Below are 16,943 nucleotides of genomic sequence, written 5' to 3'. Positions count from 1 at the left end.
GGCTCGCTCCCACCAGGGGCTGGTGCAATGGCTTTTCTTGTGGGAGGCTGCCCCTGCAGCCGAATGCTTGAAGTGCCTCAGCCCACATTCGTGAGCCGGGGCTGGTTCAAAGGTGCCCGTCAAACATCATCACATCGACCGCATCGCCCACCGCCACGTTGCCTTGGGCATGGCCCAGCACAATCAGGCCGTTGGCTTGCACCATGGAGCTGAGCACGCCCGAGCCCTGGTTGCCGGTGATGCTGACTTGCAATTCGCCCGCCGCGTTGGTGCTGACGATGCCGCGCTGGTATTCGGTGCGGCCAGGTTTTTTGCGCAGCGCCTCGGTGCTTTTGGCTTTGAGCAGGGGCAAAGCGGGCGCTTGCCACCCCATCAGCTGCTGCAGGGCAGGGCGCACAAAAGCAGCAAAGGTCACCATCACCGCCACCGGGTTGCCGGGCAGGCCAAACAGCACAGCCGAGCGCTCACCCTGCGTGATACGGCCCACTGCCATGGGGCGGCCAGGTCGCATGGCGATGCGCCAAAACGCCACATCGCCCAGCTTCTTCATCATCGCCTTGGTGTGGTCGGCTTCGCCCACGCTCACACCACCGCTGGTGATGATGGCGTCGGCTTGCTTGGCGGCATCCAAAAAGGCTTGCTCCAAGGCAGCTGGGTCGTCGCGCACCACGCCCATGTCGATCAGCTCGCAGCCCAGCGCCTGCACCAGGCCCGCTACGGTGTAGCGGTTGCTGTCGTACACCGCGCCTTCGCGGGGCGCTTCGCCCAAGCTCAGGATTTCGTCGCCGGTTGAAAAGTAAGCCACCTTGGGCCTGCGCCAAACGGTGGCGGTGGGCAGCCCCAGGCTGGCCAGCAGGCCGCAGGCGGCGGGTGTCAGTCGCGCACCCGCTGACAAGGCGGCTTGGCCTGCCATCAGGTCTTCGCCCAGCAAACGGCGGTTGTCACCGGCTTGCAGCAGTCCAGAGGGGATCTGCACCATGTCGCCCTCGGCTTTCACCAGTTCTTGCGGCGCCACGGTGTCCAGCCCGGCGGGCATGATGGCCCCGGTCATGATGCGCACGCATTCCCCGGCACTCACGGTGCCTTGCCAAGCCGCACCAGCGAAGGCGGTGCCTACCACTTTGACGTGCGTGACTTGTCCGGCTTGCAGTTCAGCCCCGCGCAGGGCGAAGCCGTCCATGGCCGAGTTGTCGTGAGGCGGCACACTGATGGGCGAGACCACGTCTTGCGCCAGGATGCGGCCGTGTGCCTGCATCAGAGGCACGGTTTCTTGTTCGCGCACCGGCTGCACCAGTTGGGCCAAAAACGCGTTCACCTGACTGGCCGACAAGGCCTGCGGGTCGTAGCCTTGCAGGCGTTCGGCGATCTGATCAAGGGACAGGGCAGGGGTGGTCATGGCAATGGCGATGGGGCACGGCGCTGCCGTGCCGCGCGGTTCAAAGTGATTCGAGTTCTTGCAATTCGGCCAGCGTGTTGGCGTTGGCAAAAGCGTGGGCGCTGTCGCCGCTCTGGTCAAACGGCACGATGATGCAGCGGTGCTGGCCCGTCCACGCGTCAATCTTGCGTCCACCGCTTTGCGTGAACTTGACCAAGCTTTCGAGCAGATCGGTTTTGAGCAGGCAAAACACCGGTTGCGAGCGCACCGTGCCATCCGCCTCGGGCGCGGCGGCCATGGCCAGGTCGGCGTCTTGCTCATCAAGGGCTTTGTAAAGGCGCTCCACGAGATCCAGCGGCAAGAGCGGCGAGTCGCAAGGCACGGTGAGCAAGAGCGGCGTTTCGCAGCGCTCCAGACCCGTGAGAAAGCCCGCCAAAGGTCCGGCAAAACCGTCGATGCTGTCTGGCCAAACCGGCACGCCCAGTGATTCGTAAGCGGCCAGGTTGCGGTTGGCGTTGATGAGGACTTCCTGGGGCGGCAGACTTTGCAGCTGCAGACGCATCAGGGTTTGCAGGGCCAGCGGCAGGCCGCGAAAGTTCTGCATGCCCTTGTCGACGCCGCCCATGCGCGAGCCGCGTCCGCCTGCGAGGATGAGGCCGGTGATGCCCGGTGCAATGTGGTTCATGGCGTTCAGCCTCCGATGTAGCTCATTTCCACCCGGCGGCCTGGGCCGCTGGTGGTGTCGGGGCCGCGCAGGCTGCGCAGCACCGAATATTGGTCAGTCCGTCCACGCCAGATGGCGTCCACCGTGGTGGCCAAGGTGGTGTCGCTTTGCGCCGGGTCGCGCAAAAGCTGGCGCAGGTCATAGCCCTGGCTGGCAAACAGGCACAGGTACAAACGGCCTTCGGTGGACAAGCGGGCGCGGTTGCAGTCGCCGCAAAAGGCCTGCGTCACGCTGCTGATCACACCGATCTCGCCCAAACTTGGGTCGTGTTCGCCCTGGGCGTTGGCATAACCCCAGCGCTCGGCGGTCTCGCCCGGGGCGGCTGGGTCCAGCTGCACCAGCGGCAGCTCAGCATGCAGGCGGCGCACCACCTCGGCGCTGGGCAGCACCTCGTCCATGCACCAGCCGTTGGTGGCACCCACGTCCATGTATTCGATGAAGCGCAGCACGATGCCCGTGCCCCGGAAATGCCGGGCCATGGGCAAGATTTCGTGTTCGTTGGTGCCGCGCTTGACCACCATGTTGACCTTGATTGGCCCCAGGCCTGCGGCCCGCGCTGCTTCGATCCCGGCCAGCACATCGGCCACCGGAAAGTCCACATCGTTCATTTGCCGAAAGACGGCATCGTCCAGCCCGTCCAGGCTCACGGTGACGCGTTGCAGGCCAGCGTCTTTCAGGCTTTGGGCCTTGCGGGCCAAGAGCGATCCGTTGGTGGTCAGCGTCAAATCCAGCGGCTGGCCGTCGGGCGTGCGCAGGGCGGCCAATTGTTCGATCAGGATCTCGATGTTTTTGCGCAGCAAAGGCTCACCGCCCGTGAGGCGGATTTTGCGCACACCCCGGCCCACAAACACGGTGGCGATGCGGGTGATTTCTTCAAAGCTCAAAAGGTGGCTGTGCGGCAGGTAGGCATAGTCTTTGTCAAAGACTTCTTTGGGCATGCAGTAACTGCAGCGGAAGTTGCAACGGTCGGTCACGCTGATGCGCAAATCGGTCAGGGGACGACGCAGACTGTCCAAGGGCAGCTCGCGCAAATCTTGCCCTGCCATCAACGTGGGCAAAGGCAAGCTGGGATGGCGCTGGTCAACCAGCGGAATGACGCGTTCAGACATAGGGGCTCGATTGTGCCCGAGTGGGCGAGTCCCGGGCGGCTGCCAAGCGGGCAGGCGCACGCCCTTTGGGGAGATCCGTGTCGCAAGCCCGGTGAAAGTAAAATCGGGGTTAATCCCTAGGATTTTTCGTTTCTTCTTAACTTTCAAAAGCAGACACCATGTCCCTGAACAAAGTCACCCCCGGCAGCAAAGTACCCGATGCATTCAACGTCATCATCGAAATCCCGATGAACTCCGACCCTGTGAAGTACGAAGTGGATAAAGAGTCCGGCGCTTTGTTTGTGGACCGCTTCATGGGCACCGCCATGCACTACCCCACCAACTACGGCTATGTGCCCCAAACCATCGCCGGTGACGGTGACCCGGTTGACGTGTTGGTGATGACCCCCTTCCCACTGCCCCCAGGCGTGGTGGTGTCCTGCCGCGCCATTGGCATCTTGCTGATGGAAGACGAAGGCGGCATGGACGGCAAGATCTTGGCCGTACCTACCGAAAAAATCCTGCCGATCTACGCCAACATCAAGGCGCTGGCCGATGTGCACGAGCTGCAGCTCAAGCAAATCGCCCACTTCTTTGAGCACTACAAAGACCTCGAAAAAGGCAAGTGGGTCAAGGTCAAGGGCTGGGAAGGCGTCGAATCTGCTGCCAAAGAACTGATGGACGGCATCGCCAATTACAACAAGGCCTGAGAGCCTTGCTCAATGGCTTTTGACGGAAGCCCTTGAACCCAAAACGCCTGCCCGGTTTTCGCCGAGCAGGCGTTTTTTATGGGCCCTTCTTCAAGGGCGAGTGCTGGTTGAGCGCTTCGAGGTAGTTCTCCACCCCCGCTTTTTCCCGTTCCAAAAACCGGGCCACCGCCTCAGAAAACGCCGGGTGCGTCAGCCAGTGGGCGCTGTGCGTAGGGGTGGGCAGCAGGGCGCGGGCCATTTTGTGTTCACCTTGTGCGCCGCCTTCAAAGCGCTTGAGACCGTGCTGGATGCACCAGTCGATGGGCTGGTAGTAGCAGGCTTCAAAGTGCAGGCAGTCCACCCGAGCCAGCGCCCCCCAATAGCGGCCATAGGCTACTTCGGGCTGGCCTTGGGTGTCCAGGTGCAGGCCGATCAGGCTGATGCCAATGGGTTGCGCCTCGTGTTCGGCCACAAACAGCAGCCAGTTGGCGGCCATGTCGGTGCGCATGGACTCAAAAAACGCCGGGGTTAGATAGGGCGGGTTGCCGTGTTCCCAATAGGTTTGCTGGTAGCAGCGCAGCAGCAGGGCCCAGTCGCCTTCCGTCATGTCGGGGCCGCGCACGGCGCGAAAGGTCACGCCCGCCTCCTGCACTTTGCGGCGTTCTTGCCGGATTTTTTTTGCGCTTTTCTTGCGTCAGGCTGGCCAAAAAGTCATCGAAGTCGCGCCAGCCCTGGTTTTGCCAATGAAACTGCACTTGGTCGCGCTGCAGCAGCCCGGCTTGTTCGCAGGCCTGCAGGTCACGCGGGCTGCCAAACAAAATGTGCAGGGAGGGGATGTTGTTGGTTTGGCAAATGTCCAGCAAGGCGGCCAGCAGGGCTTGTCGGGCGTCGTCAGATTCGGCCAGCAAGCGGCTGCCGGGCACGGGGGTGAAGGGTGGGGCGACCAAGGCTTTGGGGTAGTAGTCGAGGCCGTGGCGCTGGTAGGCGTCGGCCCAGGCGTGATCGAACACGTATTCGCCGCGTGAATGGGTCTTGATGTAGAGCGGGCATGCGGCGGCCAACACATCGCCTTGCGGGGTGCTGCGCCACAGGCTGATGACTTGTAACGTCCAGCCGGTTTCGGGCGCGGCCGATTGGCTGGTCTGCATGGCCGACAAATAGGCATGCTGCATGAAGGGGGATGGGGCGTCTTGCCGGGCGAGCAAATCGTTCCAGGCTTCAGGCGCGATGGCGCTCAGGTCATCCTGCACCCGGGTGACATAATTCAAGCTCACATTTTCCAGCACCTGTATGACTCTCCAAATTCGTGTGGCCCAGCTCAACTTTGTCGTCGGTGACATGCCGGGCAATGCCCGCAAGATCATCGACTTCGCCACCCAGGCGCATGCCGAGGGTGCGCGCCTGGTGCTGACGCCCGAGCTGTCGATTTGCGGTTATGCAGCCGAAGACTTGCTGCTGCGCCCCGCCTTCATTGACGCCTGTGATGATGCCCTGAAAACAGTGGCCCGCGAACTGGCTGGGTTAAAAGGTTTGCATGTGGTGGTGGGTCACCCCGAAGGCGGCGGCCTGCGCACCCGCAGCGTGGCGGTGACGCGCCGCCACAACCGCGCGAGCGTCTTGTGCGAGGGGCAGGTGGTCTGCGCCTACGACAAGCGCGAGTTGCCCAACTACCAGGTGTTTGACGAGCGCCGTTACTTCACGCCCGGCAACGGGGTGGGGGTGTTCGAAGTCGAAGGCGTGCGCGTGGGCTTGCTCATTTGCGAAGACGCCTGGTTTGACGAGCCTGCCCGGTTGGCCCGTGACGCGGGAGCGCAAATGCTGGCGGTGCTGAACGCCTCGCCTTTCCATGCTGGCAAGGGCCCTGAGCGTGAGCAGCGCATGCGCGAGCGCGTGGCCGACAGCGGTTTGCCCTTGATTTACGCGCATTTGGTGGGTGGCCAAGACGAGGTGATTTTTGAAGGGCGCTCGTTTGCGCTCAATGCCCAAGGCGAAACCGTGGCGCGAGCCGAGGGCTTTCGCGAGGCCGATTTGGCGGTGCAGGCTGCGGTGGGGCCAAATGGCGTGGTACTGAACGCAGCAGCCGATGCTCTGTTGCCTTTGGCCAGCGCTGATGCCGAGTTGTGGGATGCCTTGGTGCTGGGCGTGCGCGACTACCTGGGCAAAAACGGTTTCAAGGGCGCGATTTTGGGCCTGTCGGGCGGCATCGATTCGGCGCTGGTGCTGGCGATTGCAGTGGACGCGATTGGGGCCGACAAGATCCACGCGGTGATGATGCCCTCGCCTTACACGGCCGACATCAGCTGGATCGATTCGCGTGACATGGTCAAGCGCTTGAATGTGCGTTACGACGAAATTTCGATTGCGCCGCTGTTTGACGGCTTCAAACACGCGCTGTCGGCCCAGTTTGAAGGCCTGAAAGAAGACACGACCGAAGAGAACATCCAGGCCCGCATTCGCGGCACCTTACTCATGGCCTTGTCCAACAAGACTGGGGCGATTGTGCTGACCACGGGTAACAAGAGCGAGATGGCCACGGGTTACTGCACGCTGTATGGTGACATGGCGGGCGGTTTTGCGGTCATCAAGGACGTGGTCAAGACCCGCGTGTTTGACTTGGCGCGCTGGCGCAACCTGAACGACCCTTACGGCACGGGCAGCCAGCCCATCCCCGAGCGCATCATCACCCGCCCGCCGAGCGCCGAGCTGCGCCCCGACCAAAAAGACCAGGACAGCTTGCCCGCTTACGAGGTGCTGGACGCGATCATTCAGCGTTACATGGAAAACGACGAGGGCGTCGAGGCGCTGATAGCCGATGGCTTTGAGCGCGCCGATGTGGAGAAAGTCACGCGGCTCATCAAGCTCAACGAGTACAAGCGCCGCCAGTCGCCGGTGGGCATTCGCGTGACGCACCGCAGTTTTGGCAAGGATTGGCGTTATCCTATGACCAACCAATTTCGCGCCTGATGGTGCGGTTTGAACATCTTTAAAGGACTTTCCCCATGAAACAGATCACCGCCGTCATCAAACCTTTCAAACTCGAAGAAGTGCGTGAGGCCTTGGCCGAATGTGGCGTGACAGGCCTGACAGTGACCGAAGTCAAGGGTTTTGGCCGTCAAAAAGGCCATACCGAGTTGTACCGTGGTGCCGAGTACGTGGTCGACTTTTTGCCCAAGGTCAAGGTCGAGGTGGTGGTCAAGGACCAAGACGTGGACAGCTGTGTAGACGCCATCATCAAGGCAGCACGCACCGGCAAGATCGGTGACGGCAAGATTTTTGTGACCTCGGTTGAGCGCGTGGTGCGCATCCGCACCGGCGAACAAGACGAAACCGCGATTTAAGATGATGTTGCGCAGCGCCGCCTTGCCGGGTGGGGGCTGCGCTGAAGTGTGAAGGCGGGGCAGCGCCAACCCGCCAGCCAAGTTGGTTAGAGCATCACGATCAAATCAGTTCGATCAGATCAGCTCAACTTTGGCGCGGGGAGAAAACCCCGCTTTTTGCACCAAGCTTTGCAGCAGCGCTTCGGGCTCGGTGCCCAGTTTCACCAGTTCAGTTTGCCATTGGCCCATGAAGCCTTGTTCTACTACCTGGCCAATGAAGGCCATCAGGTTGTCGTAATAGCCCAAGCTGTTCAAGATGCCCACGGGTTTGTCGTGGTAGCCCAGCTGGCGCCAGGTCCAGACCTCAAACAATTCTTCAAATGTGCCGATGCCACCGGGCAGTGCCAAAAAGGCGTCGGCTTTCTCGGCCATCAGGCGTTTGCGTTCGTGCATGGTGTCGACCACATGCAGTTCGGTGCAGCCGTGGTGTGCCCATTCTTTTTCGACCAAAGCAGTGGGGATGATGCCGATCACGGTGCCGCCCGCCGCCATGGTGGCTTCGGCCACCAAGCCCATCAGGCCGTTGCGTCCGCCGCCGTAGACCAACTGACCGCCATGCGCGCCGATCCAGGTGCCCACTTGCACGGCAATCTGGGCAAATTCAGGGGAGTTGCCGGGTTTGGAGCCGCAGTAGACGCAGACCGAAAAGGCGGGTGTGGTTTTAGACGTGTTCATGGCGGGACAGATGTCAAGTCAACCGATGCCAAACTGCGGCCAGCCAAACACCGGCGCACAGCAGCAAGCTCAGCAACACCGCAGCGCTGCCCATGTCTTTGGCGCGTTTGGACAGGTCATGCCACTCCGGCCCGATGCGGTCGATGGCTGATTCCACGCAGGTGTTGAGCAATTCCACGATCAAAACCAACACGACCGATCCGGTGAGCAAGGCAGTCTCGATCCAGCTTTGACCCAGCCAGAAAGCCAGCGGCACCATGACCATGGCCAGAATGGCTTCTTGGCGAAATGCGGTTTCTCCCCAGCCCGCAAGAAGGCCTTGAAGGGAGTAACCGCCCGCATGAAGAATGCGGTTGAGACCTTGGCGGGTTTTTTGAGGGTTAACTTCTGAGTGGGGGAGGGATGGGTCTTGCATGGTGCCACTCGGGCTCAGGTTGGGCGTGCGGTGATCAGACGCGTTCCCGCGAGCGCATCATGCCAGAACTGGCGCTGCGGATGAAAGCGGCTGAGGATGGCCCAGATGGCCACCCAACCCAGTGTCAAAACCGTTATTTCGATGACGGACAGATGAAAGGGTGAAGCCGCAGCCAAGGGCGGAATGAACCAGAGCCAGCTGGCCACATAGCGTTTCAAGGCCAATTTACGGCTCACCCGGCGGCCCTGCAGATCGACCATTTCAATCCGCCAGGTTTTCATGGCCAAGGTTTGGCCCCGGTGCCACATCCAAATGAAATACACGCCCAGCACAAGGAAGCTCATGGCTTGAAGACCGGATTTCAGTTGAGGGTGCAGGTTCATGTCGCCAGGGGCCAATCCGGTTAGCCAATAGGCGGCGATGAAATAAACAAGACCAGAAGACACCATGACACCAAAAAGCAGCATGCCTTCGTAGAGCCAGCAGGCCATACGGCGCGTGATGGAGGGTGGTGAGAGATCAGTGGCCTGCGGGAGCGGGGAGCCGTTTTGCGTCATGAGGGAGCTGTTTCTGTGGCTTGCCGAACGCCGTCTGGCGTTTCGGTCGAGGCTGGCGACGGCACATTCGGCGTGGGCACGGCCATGGCCGCTGGCCGCGGCAGCAGTGTTTTGCGATCGATGGCAATGTTGGAGGCAGGCGGGTTGCCTGCAGCTGATTTCACGGGCGTTTGAACCTGGCGGTGGGGTTCCAGCGGTTTGGCCGTGGGGGCGGCATTCTTGGGCAAGGCCTTGGCGCCTGCAGCAAGCAGGCGTTTTTCTTCTGCAGAAAGCGCTTGGTAGGCCTCCCATTTGGCTTTTTTGTCTTCTTTGGGCAGATTTTGAAGCTTGTTGAAGTTCAGGCGGGCCAAATTGCGTTGCTGTGGGCTCAGCGCCACCCAGTCGGCCATTCGCTCGTGCATGGTGACCTGATCAGCCACGGACAGTTGCGTGAAATTGATCGATAGGACCAGCCATTTATTTTGCTGTTGTGCAGTCAACGCTCCCCATTGCGCGCCCAAAGGCGCCAAGGCTTGCTTTTGCTTGGGGGTGAGTTGTTGCCATGCTTTTGAGGCAGAGGGCTGTGTCATTTGAGGCGTGCTGGTTGCGCCCGGAACAGCAACCGACGTCTGAAGCTCTGGGGATTGAGCCGCCACGGTGCTCAAACAAGCCGACAAAAGCCAAGCCCCGCCCAGTTTCATGGCGATACGCAGGTCCATTGGTCGGCAGGCAAACAGATCAGTCATGGGTCTTGATGGTGCCAAGGCCTTGCTTCAAAAACTGGGCAAAACCGGCGTCTGTATAGGCATCAGGTGGCAATTCGTCGGTGAGCAAGGCCGCGTCGGTTGCCGCGATTTCCGATGTGATGTGGTCCTGTTGAATCGATTGGAAGGCCATCAAACCGATCACCAAAGCCAGCAGGGGCACGGCAGAAGCCAAGATGCTCCAGACGTTCAGGCCTTCATCGGAAGGGGCGGTCAATGAGCCGTTGTTGTTGATGTGCGCGCTTGTCGCTGTCCGTGACAGCACCAGCGGCTTGCGCTTTGCCAAGGCCAAGTTTCGGGCGATGCGCAGCCGTTCGCTGATGTCATGGGGCAAGTCCGGGGTGGCCAAGGTCAGTTGGCTTGAAAAATACTGTCCCCAGCGGTCCATGGTCTCTTCGTTCGGTGTGTTGGGGTGTTTCATGGTCTGATTCCTTGATTTCCCAATGTTTTGCTCAGGGCTTGGATGGCCCGAGAACAATGGGTTTTGACGCTGCCTTCTGAGCAGCCCATCACAGCGGCTGTCTCTGCAACATCGAGCTCCTCCCAGTAACGCAGCAAGAAGGCTTCTCGTTGACGTGCCGGAAGGGCCATGACGGCTGTTTCAATGTGCTCAAGGGTCTGAATACGGCCGACCCACGCCTCAGCGCTTTCGTGAGCAGCATTGCCTGAGCTGTCAGTGGTCACTTCCAGCAGGTCGAAGTCGCCCTCTGGATCAGCTCCGCTGAAATCCCCTATGTTGGTGAAAACGGCGTTGCGGGTCTTTTGCCTGCGAAACCAGTCCAGCATGGTGTTGGACAGGATGCGCTGAAACAGCAAGGGCAACTCGTTGACGGGTTTGTCCGCGTAGTTGGTGCACAGCTTGATCATGCTGTCTTGCAGGATATCCAGTGCTGCATCTTCGTTCCGAACGTGGTAGCAGGCGCGTTTGAACGCCTTCTTTTCCATGTTTTTCAGAAATTCTGAGAGTTCGGAGTCGGAAGCCAACTTTTTTCAGTACCCATGTCAGCGGTACTTTTGCCAGTTTGTGGGAAAGGATGTAGACCGGGTGCCCGAAATGGGCCGCAGTCTGAAGGTTTGAATTATGGCATTCGATGACGGCACATCCCGAAATTTGGGATGTGCGTTCGACAAATGCGATAATGCGCGATTGCAATTGAAAAAAAGCAAACGGATCACCGTCCGGCACTTTTACAGTTTGGTGCCCATGTCTGTGGTCTTAAGTCCTAAAGCCACTTCACAAGAGTCGAGCCCAGGGGCACCCAAGGTTTTTCGTTAGAGAAATTCACAAAGGTTGAATATGGAAATGAACAAGGCCGATACGGCCAACATCCCTGCGGGCGCTCAAGAGTTGCGCGGTGCAGAAATCCTCGTCAAAGCGCTTCAAGCTGAAAATGTGCAGTACGTCTGGGGCTACCCCGGCGGCGCCGTTCTTCACATCTACGACGCTTTCTACAAGCAAGACACCATTCAGCATGTTCTGGTGCGTCACGAGCAAGCCGCTGTGCACGCGGCAGACGGCTTTGCCCGTGCCACGGGCGAGGTCGGCGTAGCGCTGGTCACTTCGGGCCCTGGCCTGACCAATGCCGTCACCGGCATCGCGACCGCCTACATGGACAGCATTCCCATGGTCATCATCAGCGGGCAGGTGCCCACTGCGGCCATTGGTCTGGATGCTTTCCAAGAGTGCGACACCGTGGGCATCACCCGCCCGATCGTCAAGCACAACTTCTTGGTCAAAGACGCCAAGGACATGGCCGAGGTCATGAAAAAGGCCTTCCACATTGCGCGCAGCGGCCGTCCTGGCCCTGTGGTGGTGGACGTGCCCAAAGACGTCTCTTTCAACAAAACGATGTACGCCGGCTATCCCGAGACGGTGGAAATGCGTTCTTACAACCCGGTGCGTAAGGGCCACGGCGGCCAGATTCGCAAGGCTTTGCAGCTGCTGATGTCGGCCAAGCGCCCTTACATCTACACAGGCGGCGGCGTCTTGCTGAGCAACGCCAGCGCAGAGTTGCGTGCACTGGTGGACATGCTCAATGTGCCAGTGACCAACACCTTGATGGGTTTGGGCGCTTTCCCTGCTACCGATCGCCGGTTCTTGGGCATGCTGGGCATGCACGGCACGCTCGAAGCGAACAACGCCATGCAAAACTGCGACGTCTTGTTGGCTGTGGGTGCCCGTTTCGACGACCGCGTCATCGGTAACCCCAAGCACTTTGCTTCGGTGGACCGCAAGATCATCCACATCGACATCGATCCGTCCAGCATTTCCAAGCGCGTCAAGGTGGATGTGCCGATCGTGGGCGACGTGAAAGACGTGTTGACCGAGCTGATGGGCATGATCCGCGAATCTGGCCTCAAGCCCGACCCACAGGCTTTGGCCCAGTGGTGGGAAACCGTCGAAGGCTGGCGCAAACGCGATTGCATGAAGTATGACAACAGCAACACCCAAGTCATCAAACCTCAAAAGGTCATCGAGACCTTGTGGGACATGACCAAGGATGCTGATGCGTACATCACATCCGACGTGGGTCAGCACCAGATGTGGGCCGCCCAGTACTACAAGTTCAACGAGCCACGCCGCTGGATCAACTCCGGCGGTCTGGGCACCATGGGCGTCGGCATTCCATACGCCATGGGCATCAAACTGGCCAAACCAGACAGCGAAGTGTTTTGTGTGACGGGCGAAGGTTCGGTGCAGATGTGCATCCAAGAACTCTCGACCTGCCTTCAGTACAACACGCCCATCAAAGTGGTGGCTCTGAATAACGGTTTCTTGGGCATGGTGCGCCAGTGGCAGGAGATTGATTACTCCGGTCGTTACAGCCACAGCTACATGGATGCTTTGCCCAACTTCGTGAAGTTGGCGGAGGCCTATGGCCATGTCGGCATCTTGGTGGAAAAACCTGAGGATGTGGAGCCCGCCTTGCGCGAGGCCCGCAGGCTCAAGGACCGCACGGTTTTCCTGGACATCCGCACGGACCCGACTGAAAACGTGTTCCCGATGGTTCAGGCTGGCAAGGGTATCACCGAGATGCTCATGGGTGTGGAGGACCTGTAATCATGAAACACATCATTGCTGTACTGATTGAAAACGAAGCGGGCGCTTTGTCCCGCGTGGTGGGACTGTTTTCGGCCCGTGGCTACAACATCGAGTCCTTGACCGTGGCCCCGACCGAAGACCCCAGCCTCTCGCGCATGACCATCCAGACCACCGGTTCGGATGACGTGATTGAGCAGATCACCAAACACTTGAACCGCCTGATCGAGGTGGTCAAGGTGGTGGACCTGACCGAAGGTGCTTACACCGAACGCGAGCTGATGCTGGTGAAGGTGCGCGCCGTGGGCAAGGAACGCGAAGAAATGAAACGCATGGCCGACATCTTCCGTGGCCGTGTGATTGATGTCACCGACAAGAGCTACACGATTGAGCTCACCGGTGACCAATCGAAGAACGACGCCTTTTTGGAGGCGATCGACCGCAGTGCCATCTTGGAGACCGTGCGCACCGGTGCATGCGGTATCGGGCGCGGCGAGCGCATCCTGCGCGTCTAAACTCAACCCTTGAACCTGTTTTATTCCTAAGGAGAACCCTGTGAAAGTTTTTTACGACAAAGATTGTGATCTGAGCGTTATCAAGGGCAAGACCGTTGCCATTCTTGGTTATGGCTCGCAAGGCCACGCACACGCCCAGAACCTGAACGACAGCGGCGTCAAAGTGGTCGTCGGTCTGCGCAAAGGCGGCGCATCGTGGGACAAAGTCGGCAAAGCCGGTTTGACCGTGATGGAAGTCAACGACGCTGTCAAAGCCGCTGACGTGGTCATGATCTTGTTGCCCGACGAAATGATCGCCGAGGTCTACAACAACAACGTGGCCCCCCACATCAAGCAAGGCGCTTCTTTGGCCTTCGCCCACGGTTTCAACGTGCACTACAACCAAGTCGTTCCTCGCGAAGACCTGGACGTGTGGATGGTCGCCCCTAAGGCCCCAGGCCACACTGTGCGCAACACCTACACCCAAGGTGGCGGCGTTCCCCACTTGGTGGCGATTCACCAGGACAAGAGCGGCAAGGCCCGCGCTTTGGCCCTGAGCTACGCCATGGCCAATGGTGGCGGCAAAGCCGGCATCATCGAAACCAACTTCAAAGAAGAGACCGAAACCGACTTGTTCGGCGAGCAGGCTGTTCTGTGCGGTGGCGCGGTTGAGCTGATCAAGATGGGTTACGAGACCTTAGTGGAAGCCGGTTACGCCCCTGAAATGGCTTACTTCGAGTGCTTGCACGAATTGAAGCTGATCGTGGACTTGATCTACGAAGGCGGCATCGGCAACATGAACTACTCGATCTCGAACAACGCCGAGTACGGCGAGTACGTGACAGGTCCTGAAGTCATCAACGAAGAGTCTCGCGTTGCCATGCGCAATGCCTTGAAGCGCATCCAGACGGGTGAGTACGCCAAGATGTTCATCTTGGAAGGCAAGACCAACTACCCAAGCATGACGGCCCGCCGTCGCTTGACTTCTGAGCACTCCATCGAAGTCGTGGGCGCACAATTGCGCGCCATGATGCCTTGGATCGCCAAGAACAAGTTGGTTGACAAGTCCCGCAACTGATCGCTTGTCTGCGATTGAAAAAGGCCACTTCGGTGGCCTTTTTCTTGGGCGCTCTGACTGCCTTAAACTTCGCTGACGCGGGATGGATTGAGAAAAAGCCCCAACAGGAACGGACGATGAACAAAACCAACGACAAAGTCGAAGACGCCGAGGCCGCTGCACCGGTGCGCAAACCCTCCAAGGGCATCTACATGCTGCCCAACATGATCACCTTGGCCGCATTGTTTGCTGGTTTTTATGCCATCGTCATGGCCATCAATGGCCGCTTTGACCTGGCCACGGTGGGCATTTTCAGTGCCATGGTGCTCGACAGCTTGGACGGCCGGGTGGCCCGCATGACGAACACCCAAAGCGCCTTTGGTGAACAAATGGACTCGCTCTCCGACATGGTGTCCTTTGGCGCAGCGCCTGCTTTGATCGCCTATGTCTGGACTCTCAAAGAGCTGGGCCGCTGGGGCTGGATTGCTGCTTTTGTGTATTGCGCCTGTGCGGCGCTGCGTCTGGCGCGCTTCAACGTCAACACGGGCGTGGTCGACAAACGTTATTTCCAAGGATTGCCCTCGCCAGCTGCAGCAGCTTTGGTGATGGGTTTTGTCTGGATCATGTTTGAAAACGCCGTGCCCGCCAAAGCCGTTTCCTGGGGCATGTTTGCTGTGTGCCTGTTCGCTGGCTTGACCATGGTGACCAATGTGCCGTTTTACAGTTTCAAGGACATGCACATGAAAAAGAGCGTGCCTTTTGCCACACTCGTGCTGGTTGCTCTGGGCATTGCGGTGGTCAACATCGATCCCCCCACCGTGTTGTTTGGCGTTTTTGTGGCGTATGGCTTGAGCGGGTATGTGATTTATGTTTGGCGCAAGGCCAAAGGTCAACCGACCAGCATGATCAGCACCTCGACCGATGAGCCAGAAGAGCGCGGCTTGCACCAGTGAGTCATGTGCACGACAAAGCCCTTTTTGAACTGTGCTACAGTATTTGTATGAAATTTTCTTTGTTTGCTCTACTGCTAGCGCCCCTCGGGCGGGATGTGTAGCGCACGCAAACATTTTCCCAAAAGGCCCGAATGCCATCCGCATCGGGCCTTTTGCATTTTTGCTTGGATTTGCGGGTTTTTGACCAGGAGTGAACATGACTGACAAATTGATTATTTTCGACACCACCTTGCGTGACGGCGAGCAATCGCCCGGCGCCTCTATGACCCGCGACGAGAAGCTGCGCATTGCCCGTCAGCTGGAGCGTCTGCGCGTGGACGTGATCGAAGCCGGTTTTGCCGCCAGCTCCAATGGCGATTTTGAGGCGGTCAAAAGCATCGCTGACGCCATCAAGGATTCCACCATTTGTTCTTTGTCCCGTGCCAATGACCGCGACATCGCGCGTGCGGCTGAGGCCCTCAAAGGCGCCAACAGCGGGCGCATCCACACCTTCATTGCCACTTCGCCTTTGCACATGGAGAAGAAGCTGCGCATGACACCCGACCAGGTGTTCGAGCAAGCTAAGCAATCGGTGCGCTTTGCGCGCAATTTGGTGGGCGATGTCGAGTTCAGCCCCGAAGACGGCTACCGCAGCGACATGGACTTCTTGTGCCGTGTGCTCGAAGCCGTGATTGCCGAGGGCGCCACCACCATCAACGTGCCCGATACCGTGGGCTATGCCGTGCCCGAGCTGTACGGCGAGTTCATCCGCACCTTGCGCGAGCGCATTCCCAACTCCGACAAAGCGATTTGGTCTGTGCATTGCCACAACGACCTGGGCATGGCGGTGGCCAACTCCTTGGCGGGTGTGAAGATCGGCGGCGCACGTCAGGTCGAATGCACCATCAACGGCTTGGGCGAGCGTGCGGGCAATTGCTCGCTCGAAGAGGTGGTCATGGCCGTCAAGACGCGCCGTGATTATTTCGGTCTCGATATCGGTATCGATACCAGCCACATCGTGGCCGCCAGCCGCATGGTCAGCCAGACCACCGGTTTTGTGGTGCAGCCCAACAAGGCCGTGGTCGGCGCCAACGCCTTTGCCCATGCCTCAGGCATTCACCAAGATGGCGTGCTCAAGGCGCGTGACACTTACGAAATCATGCGTGCCGAAGACGTGGGTTGGACCACCAATAAGATCGTGTTGGGCAAGCTCAGCGGGCGCAATGCGTTCAAACAGCGCTTGCAGGACCTGGGCGTGACGCTCGACAGCGAGACCGAAATCAACAGCGCCTTTGCCAAGTTCAAGGAGCTGGCCGATCGCAAAAGCGAAATTTTTGACGAAGACATCTTGGCCTTGGTGGGCGACGAGAGCGTGACCGCCGAAAAAGAGCAATATGGCTTTGTCTCGATGTCACAGCACAGCGAAACCGGTGAGCGACCTCATGCGGCCGTGGTTTTCACGGTCGAGGGCAAGGAAGTGCGCACCGAATCGGATGGCAATGGTCCGGTCGATGCGTCTTTGAAGGCCATCGAGTCCCACATCAAGAGCGGTGCCGAAATGGTGCTCTATTCGGTCAATGCCATCAGCGGTTCGACCGAGAGTCAGGGCGAAGTGACGGTGCGTTTGCAAAACAGTGGTCGTGTGGTCAATGGCGTGGGTTCAGACCCAGACATCGTCGTCGCTTCTGCCAAGGCCTATCTGAGCGCACTCAATAAATTGCAAAGCAAGGCGGACAGGGTGGCTGCTCAAGGCTGATAATTAAGCTTTTTGGAGTAC

General features: G+C 59.3%; 17 protein-coding genes and 1 pseudogene. 8 read left to right on the top strand and 10 right to left on the bottom strand.

What is annotated here, in order from left to right:
* Positions 1 to 106: 106 nt before the first annotated feature.
* Genes moeA through moaA form a run of 3 tightly spaced genes read right to left on the bottom strand, consistent with a single transcriptional unit; the run spans position 107 to position 3,208 of the window.
* Positions 107 to 1,396 carry a molybdopterin molybdotransferase MoeA gene (gene moeA, locus ACZ5SR_RS11540; protein WP_464448815.1) on the bottom strand — a complete coding sequence of 430 codons (1,290 nt, stop codon included), beginning with the start codon at positions 1,394 to 1,396 and terminating at the stop codon, positions 107 to 109.
* A 40-nt stretch (positions 1,397 to 1,436) separates the two neighbouring features.
* On the bottom strand, positions 1,437 to 2,060 hold the full coding sequence (mobA, locus tag ACZ5SR_RS11535) for a molybdenum cofactor guanylyltransferase MobA (protein ID WP_464448814.1): 624 nt from the start codon (positions 2,058 to 2,060) through the stop codon (positions 1,437 to 1,439).
* A gap of 5 nt (positions 2,061 to 2,065) precedes the next feature.
* The gene (gene moaA, locus ACZ5SR_RS11530; RefSeq protein ID WP_464448813.1) at positions 2,066 to 3,208 is read right to left on the bottom strand and encodes a GTP 3',8-cyclase MoaA; all 1,143 of its coding nucleotides are present in this window, start codon (positions 3,206 to 3,208) and stop codon (positions 2,066 to 2,068) included.
* A 158-nt stretch (positions 3,209 to 3,366) separates the two neighbouring features.
* Between moaA and ppa the strand changes: the two genes are divergently transcribed.
* Positions 3,367 to 3,897 carry an inorganic diphosphatase gene (gene ppa / locus ACZ5SR_RS11525; RefSeq protein WP_322991823.1) on the top strand — a complete coding sequence of 177 codons (531 nt, stop codon included), beginning with the start codon at positions 3,367 to 3,369 and terminating at the stop codon, positions 3,895 to 3,897.
* 76 nt (positions 3,898 to 3,973) lie between these two features.
* On the opposite strand, the pseudogene ACZ5SR_RS11520 reads toward ppa, so the two are convergent.
* Positions 3,974 to 5,162, bottom strand: a pseudogene (locus ACZ5SR_RS11520) (GNAT family N-acetyltransferase).
* 4 nt (positions 5,163 to 5,166) lie between these two features.
* Here ACZ5SR_RS11520 and ACZ5SR_RS11515 point away from each other — a divergent pair.
* Positions 5,167 to 6,840 (top strand): NAD+ synthase, encoded by a 1,674-nt coding sequence (locus tag ACZ5SR_RS11515; protein WP_464448811.1) that lies wholly within the window; start codon positions 5,167 to 5,169, stop codon positions 6,838 to 6,840.
* Between the two features lie 35 nt (positions 6,841 to 6,875).
* Entirely contained in the window at positions 6,876 to 7,214 is a 339-nt protein-coding gene (locus ACZ5SR_RS11510; protein ID WP_464448810.1) for a P-II family nitrogen regulator, read from the top strand.
* A 114-nt stretch (positions 7,215 to 7,328) separates the two neighbouring features.
* Here the strand turns inward: ACZ5SR_RS11510 and ACZ5SR_RS11505 are convergent, their stop codons facing one another.
* The 6 genes from ACZ5SR_RS11505 to ACZ5SR_RS11480 all read right to left on the bottom strand — a co-directional run bounded on the left by ACZ5SR_RS11505 (position 7,329) and on the right by ACZ5SR_RS11480 (position 10,627).
* Positions 7,329 to 7,928, bottom strand: coding sequence for an LOG family protein (locus ACZ5SR_RS11505; protein WP_464448809.1), 600 nt, complete (start codon positions 7,926 to 7,928; stop codon positions 7,329 to 7,331).
* Between the two features lie 13 nt (positions 7,929 to 7,941).
* Positions 7,942 to 8,343, bottom strand: coding sequence for a diacylglycerol kinase (locus tag ACZ5SR_RS11500; RefSeq protein ID WP_464448808.1), 402 nt, complete (start codon positions 8,341 to 8,343; stop codon positions 7,942 to 7,944).
* 14 nt (positions 8,344 to 8,357) lie between these two features.
* Positions 8,358 to 8,834 carry an RDD family protein gene (locus ACZ5SR_RS11495; RefSeq protein ID WP_464448807.1) on the bottom strand — a complete coding sequence of 159 codons (477 nt, stop codon included), beginning with the start codon at positions 8,832 to 8,834 and terminating at the stop codon, positions 8,358 to 8,360.
* Positions 8,835 to 8,896: 62 nt separating this feature from the next.
* Positions 8,897 to 9,625 carry a DUF3106 domain-containing protein gene (locus ACZ5SR_RS11490; protein ID WP_464448806.1) on the bottom strand — a complete coding sequence of 243 codons (729 nt, stop codon included), beginning with the start codon at positions 9,623 to 9,625 and terminating at the stop codon, positions 8,897 to 8,899.
* Complete coding sequence (locus ACZ5SR_RS11485; protein WP_464448805.1) at positions 9,618 to 10,064, bottom strand: DUF3619 family protein; 447 nt, start codon at positions 10,062 to 10,064, stop codon at positions 9,618 to 9,620. Before ACZ5SR_RS11485 ends, ACZ5SR_RS11490 begins: the two co-directional genes overlap by 8 nt.
* Positions 10,061 to 10,627 carry an RNA polymerase sigma factor gene (locus tag ACZ5SR_RS11480; RefSeq protein ID WP_464448804.1) on the bottom strand — a complete coding sequence of 189 codons (567 nt, stop codon included), beginning with the start codon at positions 10,625 to 10,627 and terminating at the stop codon, positions 10,061 to 10,063. Before ACZ5SR_RS11480 ends, ACZ5SR_RS11485 begins: the two co-directional genes overlap by 4 nt.
* Before the next feature lie 313 nt (positions 10,628 to 10,940).
* Here ACZ5SR_RS11480 and ACZ5SR_RS11475 point away from each other — a divergent pair, with 313 nt between their 5' ends.
* From ACZ5SR_RS11475 to ACZ5SR_RS11455, 5 genes are all read left to right on the top strand, one after another.
* Positions 10,941 to 12,704: an acetolactate synthase 3 catalytic subunit gene (locus ACZ5SR_RS11475; protein WP_464448803.1), complete on the top strand. Its 1,764-nt coding sequence runs from the start codon at positions 10,941 to 10,943 to the stop codon at positions 12,702 to 12,704.
* A gap of 2 nt (positions 12,705 to 12,706) precedes the next feature.
* Positions 12,707 to 13,198 (top strand): acetolactate synthase small subunit, encoded by a 492-nt coding sequence (gene ilvN / locus ACZ5SR_RS11470; protein WP_089953931.1) that lies wholly within the window; start codon positions 12,707 to 12,709, stop codon positions 13,196 to 13,198.
* A 40-nt stretch (positions 13,199 to 13,238) separates the two neighbouring features.
* Positions 13,239 to 14,255, top strand: a complete 1,017-nt coding sequence (gene ilvC, locus ACZ5SR_RS11465) for a ketol-acid reductoisomerase (RefSeq protein WP_100117581.1) — start codon at positions 13,239 to 13,241, stop codon at positions 14,253 to 14,255.
* Between the two features lie 116 nt (positions 14,256 to 14,371).
* Positions 14,372 to 15,187: a CDP-diacylglycerol--serine O-phosphatidyltransferase gene (gene pssA, locus ACZ5SR_RS11460; RefSeq protein WP_464448802.1), complete on the top strand. Its 816-nt coding sequence runs from the start codon at positions 14,372 to 14,374 to the stop codon at positions 15,185 to 15,187.
* Between the two features lie 196 nt (positions 15,188 to 15,383).
* Complete coding sequence (locus ACZ5SR_RS11455) at positions 15,384 to 16,922, top strand: 2-isopropylmalate synthase (protein WP_464448801.1); 1,539 nt, start codon at positions 15,384 to 15,386, stop codon at positions 16,920 to 16,922.
* Positions 16,923 to 16,943: the final 21 nt, after the last annotated feature.

This window comes from Limnohabitans sp. TEGF002 (genome assembly GCF_055395845.1).
The sequence above is the reverse complement of the archived record's forward strand: the minus strand, read 5'-3'. Positions and strand labels throughout refer to the sequence as shown.